Here is a 22,793-nt window from a genome sequence, read left to right on the forward strand (position 1 = left end):
CGCGGCCGGCAGGTGCGTTCAGCCGCGGGGCAGCAGCGCCGCGCCGTGCGCGCCGAAGCGCAGTCCCACGGGGTCGCCCGCCGCATGGTCAAGGCCCGAGGCCGGGGCGATGACGAACAACTCCCCCGCCGGGGTGGCCACCGTGTACTCGATCACCCCACCCAGGTAGGCAGCCTTCACCACCGTGCCGGGCAGCATCGCCGCCGGGTCGCCGGCCGGCAGCACCGCGATGGCCTCGGGCCGCAGCGCAAGCTCCGCCGCGCCGTCCGGAAGGCCACGGTGCGGCAGCACGATCCGAGCATCGCCGAGCGAGACCTCTCCGTCGCGCTCACCCAGGCGGCGCAGCGCGGCGGGGACCCGGTTTGCCTCCCCCACGAAACCGGCCACGAAGGCGTTGGCGGGTGCTTCGTAAAGCTCCCGCGGCGTGCCCTCCTGCGCGATCACCGCCTGGTTCATCACGATGATCTTGTCCGAGATGGCGAGCGCCTCCGCCTGGTCATGAGTGACATAGACCACCGTCACGCCCAGGCGCTGCTGGAGTTCGCGGATCTCCTCGCGCATGCGGCGCCGCAGCCGCGCATCCAGGTTGGACAAGGGCTCGTCGAACAGGAGAACGGAGGGTTCCAGCACAAGCGCGCGGGCCACGGCCACCCGCTGCTGCTGCCCGCCCGACAGTTCGGAAGGCAGGCGCGCGTCGAAGCCGGCCAGCCCCACGCTCTCGAGCGCCGCGCGCCCGGCGGCCTCCGCCTGCCGCCGCGGCCGGCGCGAGACCGTCAGTCCATAGCAGACATTCTCCAGCACGCTCATGTGCGGAAACAGCGCGTAGGACTGGAAAACCATGGACACGTCGCGCTCGGCCGGCGGCAGGGCGGAAACATCCCGCCCACCGATCCTCACCCGTCCCTCGCTCGGATATTCAAGCCCCGCGATCATCCGCAGCGTCGTGGTCTTGCCGCAGCCCGAGGGCCCCAGCAGGGTGCAGAGCGTTCCCGCCGGCACAGTGAAGGAAACGTCCCGCACCGCCACGCTGTTCGCCCCGAAACGCTTCCAGACGTGCTCGAAGCGCACTTCCGCCGCGCGGCTCATGCCACCGCCCCCCTGGCCGCGACGGCCGGCACGGCAGCGCGCCGCCCAATCCGCCGCCGCCCCACCAGAAGTTGCGCCAGCCCCAGCATCAGCACCATCAGCGCGATCAGCACCACCGCCACGGCAATGGCCAGACCGTAGTCACCGTTGATCACGCGATTGACGATAAACACCGTCGCCAGCTCCGTATCCGCGGTGACCAGGAAGATCACCGCCGAGATCGTCGTCATCGCACGAACGAAGGCATAGACCAGCCCCGCCACGATGGCCGGGCGCAGCAGGGGGAGCACCACGCGCCCGAAGGCATCCACCCCACCGCCGCCGAGGGTGTGGGATGCCTCGTCCAGCGAAGGGTCGATCTGCGCCATGGCGGCCATGCCGGAGCGCAACCCCACCGGCAGGTTCCGGAACACGAAGCACGCCACGATGATCGCCCCCGTGCCTGCGAGTTCCAGCGGCGGCAGGTTGAACGCGCGCAGGTAAGCCACGCCGATCACCGTGCCAGGCACCGCGAAGGAGAGCATGGTCGCGAACTCCAGCACGCCACGGCCCATGAAGCGGGTGCGGGAGAACAACCAGGCGGCCGCGATGCCCAGGGCCGCGGTGATGGGCGCGGCGATGGCCGCCAGCGTCACGGTGGTGATCACGCTGTTCCAGGCCAGCCCCGTGAGCTGCCCTCCCTGAACGTCGAAGGCCTTCACCATGTGCCGGAGCGTCGGCGTGTGATCGCGCCCCCAGACCTCCACGAAGCCGCCGGAGAGCGCCAGCAGGTAGAGCACCACGGTCAGCCCCGCCCAGGGCAGCGCCACGGACAGGCAGGTTCGCCGCACCCCGGCCGGCAGCGGTGGCGCGACGCCGCCATCGCCCTTGCCACCGATGGAGACGTAGGACTTCCGCGCCGTCAGCCAGCGCTGGAGCGAGAAGGCGCCCAGCGCCATGAACAGAAGGATCAGCGACAAGGTCGCAGCCCGCCCCGCATCCGCCTGCGCCCCCACCACGGCGAAGAAGATCTCCGTTGCCAGCACGCCGAAATTGCCGCCGAGCACCACCGGATTGCCGAAATCGGCCATGCTCTCCACGAAACCCAGCAGGAAGGCATTGGCGATGCCGGGCCGCAGCAATGGCAGGGTGACGGTGCGGAAGGTCTCCCGCGGCGTCGCGCGCAGGGTGGAGGAGGCCTCCTCCAATGTCGGCGACAGCCCCTCCACCACGCCGATCAGCACCAGGAAGGCGATGGGCGTGAAGGCAAAGAGCTGCGCCAGGAGGACGCCCGGCAGGCCGTAGATCCAACGCCCCAGTTCCAGCCCGAACCAGGCGGAGGCGGCGTTGGACACCAGCCCCGACCGGCCGAAGATCAGGATCAGCCCCAGTCCCAGGATAAACGGCGGCGTCACGATGGGCAGCACCGTCAGCCAGCGCAGCCCCCGCGCCCAGCGCAGCCGCCCGCGCGTGACCAGCAGCGCGAAGGCCAGCCCCAGCGCGGTGGTTCCGGCGCCCACGAGCGAGCCCAGCAGCAACGTATTCCAGACCGCGCCGCAGCGCGGCGCGCCGCCCAGGCACGCCAGGCTCCACAGCCGGTCATCCGCCAGCCGCCCGAAAACGGCCACCACCGCCATCCCGCCGGATGCGTCGCGGAACGCGTCCGCCAGAAGCAGCACCAGCGGGAGCGCGGTGAACAGCCCGATCGATGCCGCGACGACCACCGCCACGGCGGCGGTGAAGGCATCCCTGCGAAACGCCCCGCGCCCGGCGAGGCCCGCGGCCATCAGGACGGCCAGGGCGGCCGGTACGAGAGCGCCGCCCCAGCCGACGCCGAACTGGCGGTCGTCCATGGGTCCCAGAGCCTCAAACCAGGGCGCCGCCCAGCCCTGCACGCCGATCGCATAGCCCTGCGCGAGCAGCGCGAGGAGGCCGAGGCCCCCCGCCAGAAGGAACAACGCCGCGCGCATCCCGCGCCCGATCGGCGCCATCGCCACGACGAGCCCGAGCGCGGGGGCCAGCAGCGCGGGCCAGAGCCACCAACGCCCCTGGGTCAGAACCTGCCCCGCGGCAGGAGCAAAATCGGGATCGGACAACCAGGCCAAGCCCGCAAGCGGCGTTGCCGCGATCCCGTCCTGCAGCAGGTACCAGGGCAGCAGCAGCGCCGCCGCCAGGGCGACCGCGCTGCTCCAGAAGCCGGCGGCGCGCATCGCGGCCTCAGCGCGGCAGCGCGTTCACCTCGCGGTCCCAGCGCTCGATCAGGCGCCGCCGCTCGGCGGAGGCCCCGTACTTCGCGAAGTCGTAGTCGATCAGCCGGATCTGCGACATTTGCGGTGCCTCGGGCGGCACCGGCGTCGTGCGGTTGGAGGGCGTCTGGAACTGCTTGGTCTCGGCGCCCAGCTGCTGCGCCGCCGGCGTCAGCGCCCAGTCGTAGAAACGCTGCGCGTTGCGCAGGTTCCGCGCCCCACGGATGATGGACATGGAGCCCACCTCATAGCCGGTGCCCTCGCAAGGCAGGGCGCTGCTCACGGGGAAGCCGCCCAGGCGTTCTGTCACCGCATCATGCACGAAGGAGACGGAGACGGCCGTTTCCCCCCGCGCCACCGACTTGATCGGGCCGGTGCCGGATCGCGGATAGGCGTTGATGTTGCGGTGCAACGCCTTCAGGTACTCGAAGGCCGGGTCCTCGCCCATGATCTGCACGATGGTCGCGATCATCACATAGGCCGTGCCCGAGGATTGCGGGTTGGCCATTTGGATCTCGTTGCGGAAGCGCGCATCCAGCAGGTCCCGCCAGCAGGCCGGCGCCGCGATGTTGCGCCGCGCGAGCAGCTCGGGGTTGAAGGCCATGCCAAGCGCGCCGGCGTAAATTCCTACCGTCCGGTAGCGGCTGTCGCGCGCCTGCTTCTGGGCCCAGTCGTGAAGCTGGTCGAGGGCGGCCGGCCGATACTCCGCAGACAGGTTCTCCTCCGCCGCCTGCAGGTGCGGGTCGCCCGTGCCGCCATACCAGAGGTCGCCGCGCGGGTTCTGCGCTTCCGCCCGGATCTGGGCCAGCACCTCCCCGGACCCCTTCTGCGAGACCGCGACGCGGATGCCCGTTTCGCGCCCGAAGCTGTTCGCCGCCGCCTGACACCACTCCACCTGAACGGAGCAGTAAAGGTTGAGCGAACCCTGCGCCCGCGCCGGTCCCGCGACCGCGAGCAGGACGGCCGGCACGGCGGCGGCCCGGAGGATACGGAACAGCATGGCGCGACTCCCTGTCCGCTCCAGTGGCGGGTTGTCACCGGATTGCAACAGAACCGTCACGGGATCAATGCCTGTCCCGTCCGAGGTTCGCTGCGGCTCAGGTGACCGCGCCGATGTGCCAGGGCACGAACTCGTTGTGCCCGTAGTCGAACTCCTCGCTGAAGGTCCTGTTCCCCGAGGCGACCGCGATCACCATCTCAAAGATCCGGCGCCCCGCCTCCTCGATCATCTCGCCTCCCGTGACGATGCCGCCGCAGTCAATGTCCATGTCCTCGTCCATGCGGACGGCCATGTCCGTATTGGTGGCGATCTTGATGCAGGGCGCGGGCTTGAAGCCCGAGACCGAGCCGCGCCCGGTGGTGAAGCAGATCACGTTGCACCCGCCCGCCACCTGGCCGGTTACCGCCACCGGGTCGTAGCCCGGCGTGTCCATGAAGACGAAGCCGGTCCGGTTCACGGGCGCCGCGTATTCGAACACCGCCTCCAGCGGCATCGAGCCGCCCTTGGCCACGGCGCCGAGGGACTTCTCCAGAATGGTTGTCAGCCCGCCCGCCTTGTTGCCGTGGGATGGATTGTTGTTCAGCTCCGCCCCGTTCCGGGCGGTGTAGTCGCGCCACCAGTCGATCCGCTCGAGCAGCTTCTGCGCCACGGCGGGTGTTGCCGCCCTCCGGGTGAGCAGGTGCTCCGCCCCGTAGATCTCGGGCGTCTCGCTCAACACCGCCGTGCCGCCGTGCCGCACCAGCAGGTCCGCCGCATGGCCCAGGGCGGGGTTGGCCGAAATGCCGGAGTAGCCATCCGATCCACCGCATTGCAGGGCCAGCTTCAGCCCGGAAAGCGGCTGCGCGCTTCGTCGTGCCGCATCGGCTACCGGCAGCATCTCGCGGATCAGCGCCGAGGCCGCTTCGATCGTGCGGCGCGTGCCGCCTTCCGCCTGGATGGTCATGCTACGCAACAGCGGCCCCTCCGCCAGCCCGTGCATGTCCAGCAGCGGCGCGATCTGATTGGTCTCGCAGCCGAGGCCCAGCATCAGGATTCCCGCGAAGTTCGGGTTGCGCGCGTACCCAGCCAGGGTGCGCGTCAGATACAGGTAGCCTTCACCGCGCATCGCCAGGGCGCAGCCGCCCTCATGCGTCAGCGCCACGATGCCGTCCACGTTCGGATAGGCCGCGAGATCGCCGCCACGGTTCATGCGGTCCGCCACCGCACGCGCCACCGTCGCCGAGCAGTTCACGGAGGTGATCACCCCGATGTAATTCCGCGTGCCCACCTGGCCGTCCGCCCGGAGAAAGCCCTCGAAATGCCGTCGCTCCGCTTCGGGCAGCAACGGGGTCGGCACCGCGTCGGCGCAGAACTCATGAACCAGCTCGCCCTCGTGCATGGCCATGTTGTGCAGGTGCACGTGTTCCCCGGCCGCGATCGGGCACGTCGCCCGGCCGATCACCTGGCCATACTTGATCACTTCCTCACCGGCGCCGATGGCGGCCACAGCCACCTTGTGCCCGCGCGGAACATCCGCGTGCGCCGTTGCCCCGCCCGTGCCCAGCGGCAGCCCCGCCTGTATCCGCCTGGTGGCGACCGCGACGTTGTCCGCCGGGTTGAGGTGAATGACGGCGCGCTCGGCGATCGATGCCAGCATGGACGGGCTCCCGGAACGGTTCGGCGCAACCCGGGGCGGGACGCGGGCGGCGGCGCTTGTGATCTGCGGCCAGGATGAGGGCATTGCCAGCGGCGCGCCAGTGCCGGCTGTTCCTTGCCGCAGCGCAGCACGGCAACTTCGCGGATGGTGCGGCCACCACGCCAACCGACCCGCTTGCGATCTCCAGGGCGCTATGTTGAACTTCTTGCGTACATGGTCGGCAGAACCATGGCAGGAGGACCGAACGTTGAACGAATCCGTGACCACCCGGCGCCGCCTGGCGCTCGGCTCCGTTGCCCTGCTCGCCGCCCCCCACATCGCGATCGCCGCTGATCCCATCAGGATCGGCTGCGTGTTCCCGTCCACCGGTCCGGCTGCGGAGGCAGGCAGCTTCCAGCTGAACGGCGCGCGCCTCGCACTTGCCCAGGTGAACGAGAAGGGCGTGCTCGGTCGTCCCATGGAACTGGTGGTGGAGGACGACCAGACCACCAACCCCGGGGCTGTCCTGGCCTTCAGCCGGCTTTCGGCCCAGCGCGACATCGCCGCATTCATCGGCTCCATCCGAAGCACGCAGGTCGACGCCATGGCGCCGGACGTGCTCAAGGCCGGCAAGCCCATGATGATCGGCGGCACCTCGCCCACGCTGACCCGGATGGGCAATCCCTGGCTCTTCCGCTGCCGGCCGAACGACAGCTATTCAGGCAAGGTGATCGCCGAATACGGCGTGACCGACCTGAAGAAGCAGAAGTGGGCCATCGTCTATTCCACCGACGCCTTCGGCAGCAACGGCGCCAGGGCGCTGGAGGAAGCCCTGAAGGCGAAGGGCATCACCCCCGTGCTGATGCAGGGCTACACGAACCAGGCCTCGGACTACACCGCGGTGGTGCTGGCCGTCCGCCAGTCCGGTGCAGACATCCTCGGCAGCTACTTCACCTTTGAGAACGACCTCGGCATCTTCGCGCGCTAGGTGCGCCAGCTCGGCGTCCGCATCCCCTGGATTGGATCGCCCTCGATCACCAACACCACCGCGCTCAACCTCGCCGGGCCGGCGCTGCACGGCACCTTCGGGGTCGCCGATTTCGCGGTGGACGCGACGCCGGCAAGCAAGGACTTCGCCCGATGCTACGAGGCCGCTCACCGCAAGCTGGCCGACAACCAGTCCTCATGGACCTTCGACGCCGTGAACCTCCTCGCGCTCGCCATCAGCACGGCCGGCAGCACGGATCCGGACAAGGTCCGCACCGCCCTTCTCGGCATCCGCGGCTATGCGGGGGCGGAAGGCGAGTACAACTTCGACGCCAACGGGGACGGGCTCCGCGGCTACAACATCGTCCGGAACGACGGCGGCAAGATCGTCTTTATCCGACGGATCGACATCCAGGAATGAGGGGCACCGCGGCCCCTTCCTGCGCGGCGCGGGGAAAGGGCGATGCTTGAACTCGTTCCGCAGCTTCTCTTTACCGGCCTCGGCATCGGCGCGATCTACGCGCTGGTCGCGCTCGGCTTCGTTCTTCTGATCCGCGCGGCCAACGTGGTGAACTTCGCTCAAGGCGAGTTCAGCATGCTCGGCGCCTACCTGATGGTGATCCTCTCGGGCGCGCTGGGCCTGCCCTATCTTCTTTCCGTGCCTCTGGCGATCGCGGCCATGGCAGGCTTCGGCGTGCTCTTTGCCGGGGCCACATACTGGCCCCTCCGCCACCGCGGCCAGTTGCCGGTGATCATCAGCACCATCGGCGCCAGCATCTTCCTGTCCAACATCGTGCTCGCCACCTACGGACCCAGCCCCGAGGTCCTGCCTGGCCTGTTCGAGAGCGCAGGCCTGGAGCTGGGTGGCGTGTTCATGGACAGCCAGTATCTCGCCATCATCGTGATCACCGCGCTGCTCGTGCTGCTCCAGTTCCTCATCTTCGAGAAGACGCTGCTCGGGAAGAAGCTTCAGGCCACCAGCCAGGACAAGGAGATGGCGAGCCTTCTGGGAATCCCCGTCGCACTGATGGTGCTGATCACCTTCGGCTACAGCGCGGCGCTCGGCGGCATCGCGGGCGTCCTCGTGGCGCCCATTCTCTTCGTATCGGTCGGCATGGGCGCACTGATCTCGCTCAAGGCCTTCGCGGCGAACATCATCGGTGGCTTCGGTAACATACCCGGCGCCATCCTCGGCGGGCTCGCTCTCGGCGTGGTGGAAACCTTCGGTGCCGCCTTCATCTCGGTCCCCTACAAGGATGCAATCGCCTTTGCGCTCCTTCTTCTCTTCCTGCTGATCCGCCCGCAGGGCCTCTTCGGCGAAAAGATCTCGGAGAAGGCATGAGCACCACGGCCCCGGCAAGCTCCGTCTCCTCAGCGATCGTCGCATCCGCAGCCAATGGCTGGCGCGGGCTGCCCGTCCTCGCTCTGGCCATCGTGGCGGTTCTCGCCGCTTCCACACTTGCCCCCACCTCCGGCTACATCCTCAACATCGTCATGCAGGCGGCCACCTACGCGATCGGCGTGGCGGGGCTCGTCGTGGTGCTTGGCTATTGCGGGCAGATATCCTTGGCCCAGGCCGCGTTCTTCGGCCTGGGCGCCTATGGTGTCGGCCTCGGCACGACGGATTTCCACCTGCCCTTCTTCGTCTCGCTGCTGCTCGGCGTCGCCGTGGCCACCGGCTTCGGCATCGCCCTCGGGCTTGCCAGCCTCCGCCTCGGCGGCCACTACCTTGCGATGGTCACCATCAGCTTTCAGCAGATCGTGACCCTCGTGCTGACCAACTGGATCGGCCTGACCCATGGGCCGGACGGCGTGAAATCGATCCCACGTCCGAGCCTTCCTGGCCTTGAGCTGGACCGCGGCGACCGCTATCTCGCCCTCTGCCTCGTCGCTCTCATGGCGGTCACCTGGTATGCGTGGCGCCTCAAGACCACCCGCCTGGGCCGCGCCATGCAGGCCGTGCGCGACAACGAGATCGCCGCCAGCACCTGTGGCATCGATGTCTTCCGCACGAAGGTGCTCGCCTTCGCCATCAGCGCCCTGCTCGGCGGTCTCGGCGGCGGCCTCTTCGCCGGCGCCTTCTCCTACATCAGCCCCGACCAGTTCGCCTTCGGTGAAAGCATCGTGCTGCTCACCATGGCGCTTCTCGGGGGCGTGCAGTCGCCCTTCGGCGCGCTCCTCGGCACGACGCTCCTGGTGCTTCTGCCGGAATGGCTGCGGTTCCTCCGGAACATCTACCTCGCCGTCTACGGTGCCGCCGTGATCCTCATCATGGTGTTCCTGCCCGACGGGCTCTGGGGCTTCGTCGCGAACCGCCTTCGCCGTGCGACGCCGATCGAGGGCACGGTGCCGCCGCTTCCCCTGTTGAGCCAGACCGGCACGGCCTCCTCCGAGGCCGCGCTCGCGATCACCGGCCTGGCCAAGCACTTCGGCGGCCTCAAGGCGCTCGACGGCGTGGACCTTTCGGTGCGCCGCGGCGCGGTCCATGCGCTGATCGGGCCCAATGGCTCTGGCAAGACCACCTTCATCAACGTCGCGACGGGCCTGTACCGCCCCACCGCCGGCACCATCCGCCTTGCCGGGCAGGACCTCACCACGGCGCCGGCGCATGAGCGCACACGCCGAGGCCTCGCGCGCACCTTCCAGAACATCCGCGTCTTCCGTGGCATGACCGTGCTGGAGAACGTGATGATCGGCGCCGAGCGTCCGGGCAACGACATCGCGGAGCAACCGGCGCTCGTGGTCTCGCGCGCCCTCGCAGCACTTGATTTCGTGGGACTCCGTGCGGACGCGAACCGCCTGGTCGGCACCCTCTCCTACGGCCACCAGCGCTACGTGGAAATCGCCCGGGCGCTCGCCGGCAATCCCCATATCCTGTTGCTGGACGAGCCGGCGGCGGGCCTGAACATGACCGAGAAGCACGAACTCGGCCTGCTGCTCCGCCGGCTGAAGGGCCATGGGCTCACCATCCTGATCGTGGACCACGACATGAACCTTGTGGAACAGGTGGCCGACCACATCACCGTGCTGAACTTCGGCCGCCGCATCGCCGACGGCACCCCGCGAGAGGTGCTGACCGACCCAGACGTCATCGCCGCCTACCTCGGGGAGCCGCGCGAGCATGCCCTTGCTTGAGTTGTCGGGCCTTCGGGCCCGCTATGGTGCGGCGGACGTCCTCAAGGGCCTGGACCTCACGGTCGCCGAAGGCGAGATCGTTGCCCTGCTCGGTAGCAACGGCGCTGGGAAGAGCACCACTCTCCGATCGATCAGCGGGCTCGTTCCCAACCTTTCGGGCATGCTCCAGTTCGCTGGCCAGTCGCTCGTCGGGTTGAAGCCCGAAGCCATCGTACGGCTCGGGATCGCGCATGTTCCGGAGGGCCGCCGCGTCTTCCCGGGACTGACAGTGCGTGAGAACATCCTTCTTGGAGGCAGCAACCGCCGCGGGGTCCCCCGCCGGCAGCTCGAGGCCGATGCCGACGGCATGTTCGATTTCTTTCCCGATCTTCGCCGCCTGGAGCATGCGCTGGGATGGACCCTCTCGGGCGGGCAACTTCAGATGGTGGCCGTTGCACGCGGCATGATGGCGAAGCCGCGCATGCTCCTTCTGGACGAGCCCAGTCTCGGGCTCGCGCCCCTCATCGTGCAGCAGGTGTTCCGCATCATCACCTCGATCCGCGACCTCGGCACGACCGTGCTGTTGGTGGAGCAGAACGCACACATGGCTCTCTCCGTCGCGGATCGCGGCTATGTCCTTGAGACAGGATCGCTCCTGGTCAGCGGCAAGCCCGCCGATCTCTGGAGCAACCCGGAAGTCCGGGCGGCCTATCTTGGCGGCCTGGCCGGGGCGGCCAGTGCCCCGGCCGCGGCGCCCGGCTGACCACCTGTTGCGGGCCGGGCGCGCCCCCACGCTCCGGGTCCTCCTTTGGCGCGTGCTGCATGATCGTTCCGGGATTCGGCGGACAGGCGCCAGACCGCGAAAAATCCCTGCGCTGACATTCGCAATCGGATCGCTGGAACAACATTGCGTTAAGCCCCGATACATTCTCCCGGGCTCTTTCGTCCACGCGCCGCCCTTGTGAACACGGCCTGCCCGGCATCAACCGCGAACCGACGCCCCTTTCCGCATCGGCCGGTCCCGAAGTCCTTTCCGCGCGACACTCACCTCATGGTAGCGGTCGGCGCGCAAGGCCTGCATGCGATGCTTCGCCCGAGTTAAGCCAAGCGTAACCCGCTCCACCGATCATGGCTCCGGCTCTGATCAGGAGGCTGCTTTGGCGAATATCGCCGGAACGAGCGGCAACAACGCCGCGACCGGGACTGTGTCGGATGACCGGATCTTTGCATCCGCAGGTAACGACACTCTGCTCGGCGGCGGCGGTTACGACGTGGCGGACTACACCGCCATCGGCGTTCCCGTTTTCGTCACCCTGGCGACCGCCGCGGGCAGCGCGCTCGGCAATTTCGTGCTGAAGGCCGGCCTGGGCACCGACATCTTCCAGGACATCGACGCCATTTATGGCTCCGCCCTGGATGACCGCATGGAGGTGACGGCGGTCGGCTCCGCGACGAACCTCTTCCTCTACGGGGCCGGTGGGAACGACATCATCATCGGCAACGGGCTCACCACCACCTTTGCCGATTATCTGTCATCCGGCATCCTGCCGGTCGCAGCGGATCTTGCTGCGGGCACGGCCTGGACAGCGGGCGGTGCCGACACGCTGGTCCGCGTTGCCTCTCTCCGCGGCAGCCTCGGAGACGACATCCTTCTCGGCGACCACCTGGACAACCGCTTTATGCCGATGGACGGCATCAACACGGTGGATGGCCGCGGTGGCTTCGACGTCCTTCTCACGAATCCCGCGGACCCGGCCGTCATCAACGCCCTTCCGGACGGAGCCGGAACCGCGCTGACCGTCTGCGAGCATGGGAACATGTCCTTCACCACCTATGCCGGCATCGAGCTTGTCGTAACCGGAGATGGCCCAGACTCCTTCGTCGGCTCGGCCGGCAACGATCGCGTGGGCCCATCGGGCGGCAGCGACACCATCGACGGAGGCACCGGCTTCGACACGGTGGATTACGGCTTTGCTGGTGGGTTGCTGTCCCCGGCGGCCGGTATCGTCGCGGATCTTTCGGCCGGTGTGATCGTGGATTTCCTGGGCAGCGTCGACCTCGTGACCGGCATCGAGTCGATCCGTGGCTCCATCCTGGCCGACAGGATCGCCGGCGATGCCTTCGCGAACCTTCTCGTCGGCAACGAGGGCAGCGATACCCTCCTCGGCGGCGGGGGGAGGGACACGCTGCAGGGCGGAGCCGGATCCGACTTTCTTGACGGCGGCGCGAGCTACGACACCGTGGACTTCCGCGACACCGGCCGCCGATCCGGCGCGTTCTCCGTGCTCGGGAACGGCGACGTGGCCTTTGTTCAGCCCACCGGCACCGACACCTTCCGCAACACGGAGGTGATCGAGTTCCTTGAGGGCCGGGTGGTGTTCGACGCCGCCGATCCGGCCGCCCAGGTTGTTCGCCTCTACCAGGCAGCACTTGGGCGCAGGGCGGAACAGGTCGGGCTGAACCAGTGGATCGGTGCGCTCGCCCAGGGAACCCCCCTCTCCGTCCTGGCCGGGGCCTTTCTTGAGACCGACGAGTTTCGCGCGCGCTACGGCGCTCATCCATCCACCGCCGATTACGTGGACCTCCTCTATGCCAATGCGCTTGGCCGGAGTCCGGATGCCGGCGGCAAGGCCTTCTGGTCGGACCGCATTTCCAGTGGAGCCACCACCCGCGCCGAGGCCCTGGCGAGCTTCTCGGAAAGCGACGAGAACCTGGCCCGGACCATCGCCCTCAACCAGGCGGGCATCTGGGACCTGTCCGAGACCGCGGCTCTGGTTGCCCGGCTCTATGGCACCAGCTTCGGCCGCCTGCCTGACGCCGCCGGCCTCCGTGCCTGGCGGGAGGCGCTGGACAGCGGCGCCCAAACCCCACTGGCTCTGGCCCAGGCCTTCACCACCAGCCAGGAGTTCAACAGCCGCTACGGCATCAACCTGACAACAGCCGAGTTCGTGGAAGAGCTCTACGTCAACACCCTCCAGCGCGCCTCGGATCCCGCAGGCCAGGCGGCCTGGGTCGATGCGATCGAGAGCGGTCGGCTGACGCGGGCCGACGTGGTGCTGGGCTTCTCCGAAAGCGCGGAGCACGTGAGCATCACCGCGCCCAATATCATGCCGGAGAGCGCTGCGTCGTTCGGCATCGCCTTCGCCGGATGAACAAGGTGCACGGCGGCCTGCATGGCCCGCTTGCTCCGATCATGCGTGTCAGCGCGGCCTCCTGACCCCTGACGGAAGGTAAGCCGTGTGCAGCAGGCCTTCCGCTGATGGGCATGCTCTCCATGAGTCCGGACGCTTCGGACCTCGGCTTCGCGCCGACAGTCATGGCAGGCCGCATGGATATCGCTGGGGCTGCTGATCGTCATTGGGGCGTTCCGAAGTTTGCCCGGCTCACGCCGCTCAGACTTACGATCAGATCCGTCACCTGCCGCGACGAAAAAGCTCTCTCGGGTGCTTACCCTGTTCCCCATCCATGTCGGCAGCGGTCTCCGAGGAAATAAGCTCCTTCAAGAAGGCGCTGATCTGGTTCGCCGGTGGCGGCCTTTTGTTGAAGCTGCGCACCGGCGCCTGATCGCACCGAGGCAGGGATCCGCCAGCCCGGACAGGCCTGCCGGACTGGCGCATGCCAACGCTCAGCCCGGCAGCACCGGGGCCGGCCGCGGCGCCCGCGCCACTTCCCCGGCGGCGGCCACTTCCATGCAGCGTGTCACCGCGTCATGCAGGGAGGCCGTGAAATGGTCCGCTCCCACCGCCTTGGCCTTGGCCTCATCGGTCAGCACCTCGGCTCCCTCGGGCCAGAGGCCGACCAGCAGCGGCGCCTCCGGCAGGCGTTGGCGCAGGCGCCGCAACAGGTAGCGCAGATGCGCGGGGCTGCCGGAGATGTCGAGATAGGAGATGCAGACCATCGCGACGCCCTCCACCTCCATCCGCCCCACCTGCTCACGCGAACTCGCCTCGTGGGGAACCACCCGCGCACCGATCCCGTGCTTCTCCAGCAACTGAGCCAGCATCGCCGAGGCGGCCTCGTCCAGCGGCCCTTTCCCGGCCAGGCACAGCACCGGCCGCTCGGAGGTCCATGCGCCGGCGCGCTCCGTCCGCGGCGGCAGGGGGACGGCGGGCACCGGACGCGGCGGCGGAGCCCGTTCCGCCGGTCCGGTGGCGTCGTCGGGCTTTGCCCCCTTCTCCGGCGGGTTGACGTCCGCCACCTCGGAAAGGTCGTTCACCAGGCCTGACACGGCGTTCTTCAGGCGCTCCAACCGGTCCGGCGGCAGCACGCCCCGCTCCACGTCATTGGCCGCAAGGCGCAGCCCCGGCAGGGCCACGTCGTCGTAGTAGGAGGAAAGGGAGCGCTCCTGAAGCAGCGCCTCCGCCTGCGAAAGCATCTCGTCCGTGTCGCCGGCCAGCAGCCGCTGGTAGAAGTTTTCCATCGGCGTCAGCGCCGGCCGGTCGCCGAGCATGACATCGAGGAACTCGAGGCGCTCCACGTGCCGCCCCAGCACCACCAGGCAAAGCGTGAGAGGCGTGGCCAGGATCAACCCGATGGGGCCCCACAGCCAGGTCCAGAAGATGGCGGCCACGATCACCGAGATGGGCGAGAGCCCGGTGCTGTGCCCGTAGACCATGGGCTCGATGATCTGGCCCATGATGGGCTCCGCGAGCATGAAGAGCGCGGCGGTCCAGAGCACCATCGTCCATCCGGGTTCCGTGCCAGCCGCCAGCACCAGCGGGAACACCGCCGCCAGGACCGAACCCACATAGGGCACGAAGCGGAACAGCGCGGCCAGGATGCCCCAGACGATCGGGCTGGGCACGCCGATGGCGAAAAGCCCGATCGTGACGATCACGCCGAAAGCGCTGTTCAGCATCAGCTGGGCCAGGAAGTACTTGCTCAGCCGCCGCCCGGTCTCGTCCAGCGCCTCGGTGGTGCGGTGCAGGTCGCTGGAGCCGAAGAGCCGGATCAGACGGTCCCGGAGGTCTGCCTGCTGCAGCAACACGAACACCGCCACGATGAAGACGATGAAGGTTGTCTCCAGCGGCCCGATAACGGGCGAGACGAACTTGCGCACCAGCTCCAGCATGGAGGATTCGCCCTGCCGGATCTCGACGGGAACGGGCCGGGTCCCGTCGCCGCCCAGCACCGGCGCGGTGGCCCGCCCGGCCTCGGCACCCGCGGCGGCGTCGGCCCGGGCCGGGCCGCTCTCGGCCGGTCCGTCCGGGGACGCTGCCGGTCGCGCCTCGTTGTTCAATCGGCGGGACAGCTCATTGATGCGACCGAAGGCAGCACCTTGGGCCGTTTCCACCTTCTGCTGGATCGCGCTCTGGTAGCGGGGCGCATCACGGGCCAGCCCGGCGATCTGCACCCCGATGACGCTGCCGATCAGCAGGATGACACCCAGCGCCAGCACCACCGAGAGCAGCACCGCCGGCACGCGCGGCAGCCCCACCCGCCGCAGCAGCGCCACCACGGGCGCCAGCACGAAGGAAAGCAGGATGGCGAGCGTGATCGGGATCAGCACCTCCCGCGCCAAGTAAAGGCCGGCGACGCTCACCACGCCCACCACAACGGTCAGGAGGTTGGCCAGATCGGGGCTGGACGGCGGCTGGACCTGTGCGGGAGGCGGGGGCTCCCGGCTGGTGGTGGTGCTCATGGGTACGGGGCCGGCCTCAGCTTTGTGGTGGGTTCAACAACGCTGGTCATGATCCAAGGTCCACCGGTGCGACCGACGTGGCCGGACACGGCTGCGCGACGCAGCCCGTGCCCCCCTTGCAGACCTCTCCGTCCACGCCAAGGCCGGAGGCGCCGCTCCGCATCGCGCAGCCGCCGGAACGGCGAGGCGCGGCTCCATCTCGGTGCGTGCCGGCCAGCGCCGCGCCGCCTCCAAGGGCCACCGCCCTTGCCGGTCAAGCCTGACCGAATATACAGCCGTCTCGGGATGGAGCGGGCGGGTCGCGTTGGGGGCCTCCAACTCCGTGGCTCCGCCATGCCCCCACCGGAGGAGTTTCCATGCGGCGCAGGTTCCTGCTGCTTTCGCCCGCCCCTGCGCTCTTTTCCCCGCAGCGCCTCGGGGCACAGGAACCGGTCACGGTCTTCGCCGCGGCCTCGCTCACCGATGCGCTGCGCGAGCTGGGGCGCAGCTGGGAAGCGCGTGGCAACTCCGCGCCCCGCCTCTCCTTCGCCGCTTCCTCGGCCCTGGCACGCCAGATCGAGCAGGGGGCACCGGCCGACCTGTTCATGTCCGCGGACGAGCCATGGGCTGACTACCTCGCCGAGCGCGGCCTTCTCGCCGAGGGCACGCGCAGTTCCCCTCTTGGCAACGCCCTGGTGCTGGTCGCGCCGGCGGATCGCGCCCGTGCCGTCGATCTCGCCCGGGGGACCGACATGCTGGCGCTGCTCGGCGGCGGCAGGCTGGCAACGGGTGATCCTTCCAACGTGCCCGCCGGCCGCTACGCGCGGGAGGCGCTGACCTGGATGGGCCAGTGGGACCGGATCGCGCCTCGCCTCGCCCGGGCCGACAACGTCCGCTCCGCCCTGTTGCTGGTCGAGCGCGGCGAGGCACCGCTCGGCATCGTCTACGCGACGGACGCGATGGCCTCGCCGGGCGTTCGCGTGATCGGCACCTTTCCCCCGGAGAGCCACACCGCCATCACCTACCCTTTCGCCCTGACGCGGCGGGGCGCGGGAAACAACCGCGCGAGGGCGCTGCTGGAGTTTCTCCGCGGCCCGGAGGCCGCCGGGGCATGGCAACGCTTCGGCTTCAGCATGCGCTGACACATCGCACCGGAACGGGGCCGTCCGGCCCATCCGAAGGATGAACCTGCGGAACCCCGCTGGCTCGTGCCCGGCACCGGCGGGGAACCGGCCTGGTGCGCGCCCTCCATCGCCACGCGGCCATCGCTGCCGGACCGGGCCCACCGTCCGTCCCGTGACGACAATCGCGCGGGCAGGACCAGGAAGAAGGATCGTCTTGTGAAGCTACACTGGTCGCCGCGCTCCCCCTTCGTGCGCAAGGTCATGATCGCCGCCCATGAACTGGGGCTGGCGGGCCGGATCGAGACGGTGCGCACCGTGGTCCGCATGGGCATGCCCCATGCCGGCCTGCTGCGGGACAACCCGCTGAGCAAGATCCCCACCCTGGTGCTGGAGGATGGCCGCGTGCTGTTCGACAGCCTGACCATCATCGAATACCTGGACGCGCAGGCGGGGGGCGGGCGACTCTTTCCCGCCGGCCCCGCGCGCTGGGACGCGCTGACGCGCCACGCGCTCGGCAACGGCCTGCTGGATCTTCTCGTTCTCTGGCGCAACGAGCGCGACAAGCCGCCGGCCGCCCAGACCACCGAATGGATGTCGAGCTTCACTGTCCGCACCGAAGCCTCGCTGGACCACCTGGAGCGCGAGGCGCCCCATCTCGGCGGGAGCTCCTTCGGAATAGGCCACATCGCGATCGGCTGCGCCCTTTCCTACCTCGACTTCCGCTTCGCCGACCTTTCCTGGCGAACCGGCCGCCCTGCCCTCGCCGCCTGGCACAAAGGCTTCGCAGCACGCCCCTCAGCCCGCGCGACGGAAGCCGCCGATGACTAGGCGGTCGCCAATGCGGCCGTGAGCGGCTGGCGGGCCGGCGCCCGCAGGCTCAGGCGCCGCGCCCCGGATGCGGGCCGAACTCAGCCACCGATCTCGCCCCCATCCGCCTTCACGATGGCGATCACAGAAGGCCGCGGCGGCATGCCATCCACGAAATCCGGCCAGCGGGTGGCGGGCGCCTCGAAATGGCTGCCGGCCTCCTCTCCCGGATGCTGGATGGCCAGGAACACGGTGCGGTCGCCCGGACCGATGAGGGGGCCGCAAACCTCCGCGCCCTGGGGGGCCGCGTAGAAGCGCCGGGTCAGCGCACGTCCTTCGCCTTCGGTATCGGCGGCATAGAGCCCGTCCGCGATCTTCGCGGCGGCCGGCGCCCCATCGGTCGCGATCCAGATCCGCCCACGGCTGTCGAAGGCGCAGTTGTCCGGACAGGACAGCCAGCCGGCCTCCGGCCCGACCGCGCGGTGGTAGGATGCGCCGGCATCGGTGCCGGGCCGCCCCGCCATCAGGAACAGCTCCCACCGCGCCACGGCGGCCGCGTGGTCCGGCGGCCCGCCCCGTCCCGCCGGGGGGATGATCTCGATGACATGCCCGTGCAGGTTGGCGCCGCGCGGGTTCGGCGCATCCGCCCGCGCGGCGGTGCGGCTGGCATTGTTGGTGAGCATCACATAGACGCGCCCGTTGCGGGGGTTCGCCTGCACGTCCTCCGGCCGGTCCATGGGCGTGGCGCCCAGCAGGTCCGCGGCCCGCCGTGCCTCGATCACCACATCGGCCTGCGAATGGAACCCGTTCGCCGGCGTCAGCGGCCCCTCGCCCTGCACAAGCGGCAGCCACAGCAGCGTGCCGTCGTCGTGGAAGCGCGCCACGGAAAGGGTGCCCTCGTCCAGCAGGTCCCGGTTGGAGGCGGGCTCCGCCGGATTCCAGGCGCGCGCCGTGACGAAGCGGTAGACATAGTCGAAGCGCTCGTCGTCCCCCATGTAGATCACCACGCGCCCATCCGGCGCCACGGCATGCGTGCAGCCTTCATGCTTGAAGCGCCCGAGCGCGGTGCGCTTCACCGGCACGCTGGCGGGGTCATAAGGGTCGAACTCCACCACCCAGCCGAACCGGTTCGGCTCGTTCGGCTCGCTCGCCACATCGAAGCGCGGCTCGTGGCGGCCCCAGGGAAACTGGGCGTCGCGCACCAGCCCGTAGCGGCGATAGGCCGCAGCCTGCTCTCCCACCGCGACGCCCGGCCCGCCGAAGTAGTAGTTGAAGTTTTCCTCGGCGATCAGCACCGTGCCCCAGGGCGTGTTGCCCCCGGCGCAATTGTTCAGCGTGCCCAGCACGCGCGTGCCGGAGGGGTCGGCCGCCGTGCGCAACCGCGCATGCCCCGCCGCCGGCCCGCTCACCCGCATCGGCGTCTCCGCGGTGATGCGGCGGTTCAGCGCGCTTTCCGGCACCGGCATCCACCGGCCGCGCTCGCGCCGGATCTCCACCACGCTCGCGCCATGCGCCATCATCTCGATGCGCACCTGCTCCGCCGAGGTCCGCAGGCGCGCCGTGCGCGCATCGCCCAGTCCGGCGAACATGAGCTCCGGGTTGGTGTACTCGTGATTGACCACCAGCAGCCCGTGCTCGTCTCCGCCACCCCAGGGCAGCGGAAAGAAATCGAGGTAGTCGTTGTTGTAGCCGAACTGCATCGCCTGCCCCTCGGCGGTGAGGCGCGCGGGATCGAAGGCGGGGGCGCCCGGCAGCACCGGGTCGCCCCAGCGGATCACCACCTGGATCTCGTGGCCGGCCGCCACCGCTTCATCGGGGCCCGAACCATGCGGAAGCCCCCGAAAGCCGAGGCTGGAGGGAGAAGCGGCTTCCCCGGCCGAGCTCGCGGCGAGGCCGGCCGGCCTCGCCGCCATCGCAGCACCGGCCGAGGCGCCGAACAGCCCCCGCAACGTTGCCCGCCGGCCGAGGCGGCGCCCGACCACGGCGCCGATCGGGTCCAGCGGCGCGGGATTGCTGCCCAGCTCCTCCACCGCCAACGCCGCGGCACGCTCGCCCGCATCCCGCATCACACTCTCCCCACCCGGTGGCGGCTCCTTAGCTCCGGCCGGCAACGCGTGGGTGATGAATTTGCGACGGCTCGGTGACAGTGCCTGCCACGCCCCGGATGGCGCGCGGGGCGGGGCGGCCGGCTATTCCTCCGGCTCGGTGGTGAACAACAGAGGATAGCCGGCCTCGCGCGCCATGTCCGTCGCGCGCGTGGCCTTCTCCTCCGCGATCTCGCGGGTGAACACCGCCACAACGCAGCTGCCACGCTGGTGTGCGGTGAGCATCACCCGGAAGGACTGCCCCTCGTCCATCCGGAACTCGGCGCGAAGCACCCGCACGACGAACTCGCGCGGCGTATAGTGGTCGTTGACGAGGATCACCTTGTGCAGCTTCGGGCGGGCCGTGCGGACCGTGTCCTCGACGCGGGGGGTAGACGCGATATCTGCCATGGGAGCGCCCCGACGGTTCAAGCGTGCATATAGGGCGGTGCGTCGGGCCCGGAACAGGCTCCCCCCCGAAGTCAGCGCCCGAGGCAAGCGGCCCGGCCGGAACCCAGCCCGCCACCCGCCGGCTGTCCGGCCAAGGCAGAGCGGCGACCGCGGGAGTGGCCGCCCGCCGGAAGAAGCACCGCGGAGCCCGTGCGATCACGCTTCGCTGAGTCTGCGCCCGGCGTCCCCTGCCGCTTGCACATGTTAGCGGCACGCGGCCGTCGCCCCCCGAAGAATGCCGCTTGGTCTGGCCGCTCATCGCATTCAGGGAGTTCCCGTTGATCCCATATTCCACCGAAGCAGGTTCGTTCCCTCCCATGCCGATCGAAGGATGCGGCGTGGCCCGGGCTGGCCACGCATGAGCGCCGTGATGGAGCGATCCATGGGGGCCTCCGGCCAGGGCACCTCGCATGGCACCGCCCTGGCGGCAGGCGTGCTGGGTTTCGCCCTGGGCGGCTTCTTCGACGGCATCCTGCTGCATCAGGTGCTGCAATGGCATCACTTCCTGTCCCTCGTGCCCGGGGATGCGCTGCGCGACATCCGCGCGCAGATCCTGGCGGACGGGCTGTTCCACGTGGCCGTCTACCTCATCGCCGCGGTCGGGCTCTGGCTGCTCTGGCGCGCGCGGGCTGGCCTGACCGGGGGTTCGGGCGCGAGGCTGCTGGGCGCGGTCCTGCTCGGCTTCGGCATCTGGCAGGTCGTGGACGTCGTGGGCTTCCACTGGGCAGTCGGCATCCACCGGATCCGCGTGGACGTGCCGGACCCGCTCCTCTGGGACATCGGCTGGCTCATCGTGATCGGGCTGCCCCCGCTCGCGGCCGGGCTCTGGTTGAGGCGGCGGGATGGCAATCCGCCCCCCGGCGGCCATGCGACGGCGGTGGCGGCCGCCCTCGCCGCCCTTGTTCTCGCCTCAGGCCCCATCGCCGCGCTGTCGCCCGCCGGAGCAACCACGGTGCTGGTGCTGTTCCGCAACGGCATCGGCCCGGACCAGGCCTTCGCCGCCGCCATCGCCGCCGGCGGTCGCGTGGCCTGGAGCGATCCCTCGGGCGGGATGCTCGCGGTGGACCTGCGGGACGGTGGCTCGGTGCTCGCGCTCTACCGCGGCGGCGCCCTGCTGGTCGGCACCTCCGCCATCACGGGCGGTTGCCTCGCCTGGACGCAGCGCCCGGCCTGAGGGGGAACCGCCTTCGCCGCGAGGCGTTCGGAGGCCAGCGACGACGGTCGGCACGGTGCACCGCCTGCACCGCGCCGACGCCTCCGGGAAGGACCAGCCGATGAGCACCGAACCGCCAGTGCCCGCGGGGGCACAGCCGGCGCGCCCGCTCCGCGTGGTGATCATCGGCGCCGGTTTCGGTGGATTGGAGGCGGCGCGCGCCCTTTCCGACGCCCCGGTGGAGCTGACCATCCTCGACAGGCAGAACCACCACCTGTTCCAGCCCCTGCTCTATCAGGTGGCCACGGCCGCGCTTTCGCCAGGCGACATCGCCTGGCCCGTGCGCAGCGTCTTCCGCCGGCAGGAGAACGTGACCGTCCTGATGGCCGAGGTGACGGGCATCGACACCGCCGCGCGCCATGTGCAGGCGGATGGTGTCTCCTTTCCCTATGACGCGCTGGTGCTCGCGACCGGCGCCACGCATTCCTATTTCGGGCGCGATGAATGGGCGGCTTTCGCACCGGGCATCAAGACCATCGAGGACGCGACCGAGATCCGGCGCCGCCTGCTGACCGCCTTCGAGCGGGCTGAGATGGCGCTGGACGAAGCGGAGCGGCAGCGCCTGCTCACCTTCGTGGTCGTGGGCGGTGGACCAACCGGCGTGGAACTGGCCGGCGCCATGGCCGAGCTGGCCCGGCAGGCCCTGAAGCGCGAGTTCCGCCGCGCCGACCCGCGCCGCGCCCGCATTCTGCTCGTCGAGGCCGGCCCCCGCCTCCTGGCCAGCTTTCCGGAGGAGCTGTCGGCTTACGCCGAACGATCGCTCGCGCGGATGGGCGTGGAGATCCGCACGGGCGTCCGCGTCACCACCTGCGATGCCGATGGCGTGGTGCTGGGCGGGGAGGAACGGATCGCGGCCAGCACAACGGTTTGGGCAGCGGGCGTCGTCGCCTCCCCGGCCGGCGCCTGGATCGGGGCGGAGCGCGACCGGGCAGGCCGCGTCACCGCCGGAACCGACCTTTCCGTGGCGGGCAATCCCGACATCTTCGTCGTCGGCGACCTCGTGTTCGCCAAGGATGGCACGGGCAGGCCAATCCCCGGGAATGCCCCCGCCGCCAAGCAGATGGGCCGGTACGTCGGCCGCGTGATCGCGGCCCGCGCCAAGGGGCAGCCCGCGCCGCCGCCCTTCGAGTACCGCCACCACGGCGACCTCGCCACCATCGGGCGCCGGTCGGCCGTGGTGGCGCTGGACGGGTTTCGGCTGAAGGGGCGGCTGGGCTGGTGGTTCTGGGGGATCGCGCATGTCTACTACCTCATCAGCTTCCGCAGCCGCGTCGTCGTCTCCTTTGAATGGTTCTGGAGCTACATCACCTTTCAGCGTGGGGCACGGCTGATCACGCGGCGCCCTCCCCCCGGCGCGCCGGTGCCGCCTGTCCACCGGCCGGACCCGCCGGGCGAGCCGAAGGACATGGTGCCGAAGGGGACGCCCCCCGGTCCGCGTCCTGTGGAGATGGCTGGGCCCGGCGGCTGA

The 22,793-nt window shown here is 69.7% G+C and carries 15 protein-coding genes and 1 pseudogene; 9 read left to right on the forward strand and 7 right to left on the reverse strand.

Annotation, left to right across the window (positions count from 1 at the left end; translation table 11 throughout):
* Positions 1 to 18: 18 nt before the first annotated feature.
* From ACFFIC_RS23285 to ACFFIC_RS23300, 4 genes are all read right to left on the reverse strand, one after another.
* Positions 19 to 1,086, reverse strand: coding sequence for an ABC transporter ATP-binding protein (locus ACFFIC_RS23285; RefSeq protein ID WP_377054854.1), 1,068 nt, complete (start codon positions 1,084 to 1,086; stop codon positions 19 to 21).
* Positions 1,083 to 3,275, reverse strand: a complete 2,193-nt coding sequence (locus ACFFIC_RS23290; RefSeq protein ID WP_377054856.1) for an ABC transporter permease — start codon at positions 3,273 to 3,275, stop codon at positions 1,083 to 1,085. Before ACFFIC_RS23290 ends, ACFFIC_RS23285 begins: the two co-directional genes overlap by 4 nt.
* A gap of 7 nt (positions 3,276 to 3,282) precedes the next feature.
* Complete coding sequence (locus ACFFIC_RS23295; RefSeq protein WP_377054858.1) at positions 3,283 to 4,311, reverse strand: ABC transporter substrate-binding protein; 1,029 nt, start codon at positions 4,309 to 4,311, stop codon at positions 3,283 to 3,285.
* Positions 4,312 to 4,408: 97 nt separating this feature from the next.
* The gene (locus tag ACFFIC_RS23300; protein ID WP_377054860.1) at positions 4,409 to 5,947 is read right to left on the reverse strand and encodes a UxaA family hydrolase; all 1,539 of its coding nucleotides are present in this window, start codon (positions 5,945 to 5,947) and stop codon (positions 4,409 to 4,411) included.
* 259 nt (positions 5,948 to 6,206) lie between these two features.
* Here ACFFIC_RS23300 and ACFFIC_RS23305 point away from each other — a divergent pair.
* The 5 genes and pseudogenes from ACFFIC_RS23305 (at position 6,207) to ACFFIC_RS23325 (ending at position 13,179) form a co-directional block, all read left to right on the forward strand.
* Positions 6,207 to 7,334, forward strand: a pseudogene (locus tag ACFFIC_RS23305) (ABC transporter substrate-binding protein).
* Positions 7,335 to 7,376: 42 nt separating this feature from the next.
* Positions 7,377 to 8,255, forward strand: a complete 879-nt coding sequence (locus ACFFIC_RS23310; RefSeq protein ID WP_377054862.1) for a branched-chain amino acid ABC transporter permease — start codon at positions 7,377 to 7,379, stop codon at positions 8,253 to 8,255.
* On the forward strand, positions 8,252 to 10,048 hold the full coding sequence (locus ACFFIC_RS23315; protein WP_377054864.1) for a branched-chain amino acid ABC transporter ATP-binding protein/permease: 1,797 nt from the start codon (positions 8,252 to 8,254) through the stop codon (positions 10,046 to 10,048). The genes ACFFIC_RS23310 and ACFFIC_RS23315 overlap by 4 nt, the downstream gene beginning before the upstream one ends.
* The gene (locus tag ACFFIC_RS23320; RefSeq protein ID WP_377054866.1) at positions 10,035 to 10,790 is read left to right on the forward strand and encodes an ABC transporter ATP-binding protein; all 756 of its coding nucleotides are present in this window, start codon (positions 10,035 to 10,037) and stop codon (positions 10,788 to 10,790) included. Before ACFFIC_RS23315 ends, ACFFIC_RS23320 begins: the two co-directional genes overlap by 14 nt.
* A 394-nt stretch (positions 10,791 to 11,184) precedes the next feature.
* The gene (locus ACFFIC_RS23325; RefSeq protein WP_377054868.1) at positions 11,185 to 13,179 is read left to right on the forward strand and encodes a DUF4214 domain-containing protein; all 1,995 of its coding nucleotides are present in this window, start codon (positions 11,185 to 11,187) and stop codon (positions 13,177 to 13,179) included.
* A gap of 473 nt (positions 13,180 to 13,652) precedes the next feature.
* Here the strand turns inward: ACFFIC_RS23325 and ACFFIC_RS23330 are convergent, their stop codons facing one another.
* On the reverse strand, positions 13,653 to 15,668 hold the full coding sequence (locus ACFFIC_RS23330; protein ID WP_377054870.1) for an AI-2E family transporter: 2,016 nt from the start codon (positions 15,666 to 15,668) through the stop codon (positions 13,653 to 13,655).
* A gap of 356 nt (positions 15,669 to 16,024) precedes the next feature.
* On the opposite strand from ACFFIC_RS23330, the gene modA reads away from it, so the two are divergent.
* Together modA and ACFFIC_RS23340 are read left to right on the forward strand one after the other, a co-directional pair.
* Positions 16,025 to 16,789 (forward strand): molybdate ABC transporter substrate-binding protein, encoded by a 765-nt coding sequence (gene modA / locus ACFFIC_RS23335; RefSeq protein WP_377054872.1) that lies wholly within the window; start codon positions 16,025 to 16,027, stop codon positions 16,787 to 16,789.
* A gap of 198 nt (positions 16,790 to 16,987) precedes the next feature.
* Positions 16,988 to 17,599, forward strand: a complete 612-nt coding sequence (locus ACFFIC_RS23340; protein ID WP_377054874.1) for a glutathione S-transferase family protein — start codon at positions 16,988 to 16,990, stop codon at positions 17,597 to 17,599.
* Between the two features lie 80 nt (positions 17,600 to 17,679).
* Here ACFFIC_RS23340 and ACFFIC_RS23345 read toward each other — a convergent pair whose 3' ends face one another.
* Both ACFFIC_RS23345 and clpS read right to left on the reverse strand, forming a co-directional pair.
* Positions 17,680 to 19,644, reverse strand: coding sequence for a PhoX family protein (locus ACFFIC_RS23345; protein WP_377054876.1), 1,965 nt, complete (start codon positions 19,642 to 19,644; stop codon positions 17,680 to 17,682).
* 123 nt (positions 19,645 to 19,767) lie between these two features.
* Positions 19,768 to 20,073: an ATP-dependent Clp protease adapter ClpS gene (clpS, locus tag ACFFIC_RS23350; protein WP_377054878.1), complete on the reverse strand. Its 306-nt coding sequence runs from the start codon at positions 20,071 to 20,073 to the stop codon at positions 19,768 to 19,770.
* 397 nt (positions 20,074 to 20,470) lie between these two features.
* Between clpS and ACFFIC_RS23355 the strand changes: the two genes are divergently transcribed.
* Positions 20,471 to 21,286, forward strand: a complete 816-nt coding sequence (locus ACFFIC_RS23355; RefSeq protein ID WP_377054880.1) for a DUF2243 domain-containing protein — start codon at positions 20,471 to 20,473, stop codon at positions 21,284 to 21,286.
* Positions 21,287 to 21,386: 100 nt separating this feature from the next.
* Complete coding sequence (locus tag ACFFIC_RS23360; protein WP_377054882.1) at positions 21,387 to 22,793, forward strand: NAD(P)/FAD-dependent oxidoreductase; 1,407 nt, start codon at positions 21,387 to 21,389, stop codon at positions 22,791 to 22,793.

Source organism: Muricoccus vinaceus (assembly GCF_042433125.1).
GTDB classification, from domain to species: domain Bacteria; phylum Pseudomonadota; class Alphaproteobacteria; order Acetobacterales; family Acetobacteraceae; genus Roseomonas; species Roseomonas vinacea.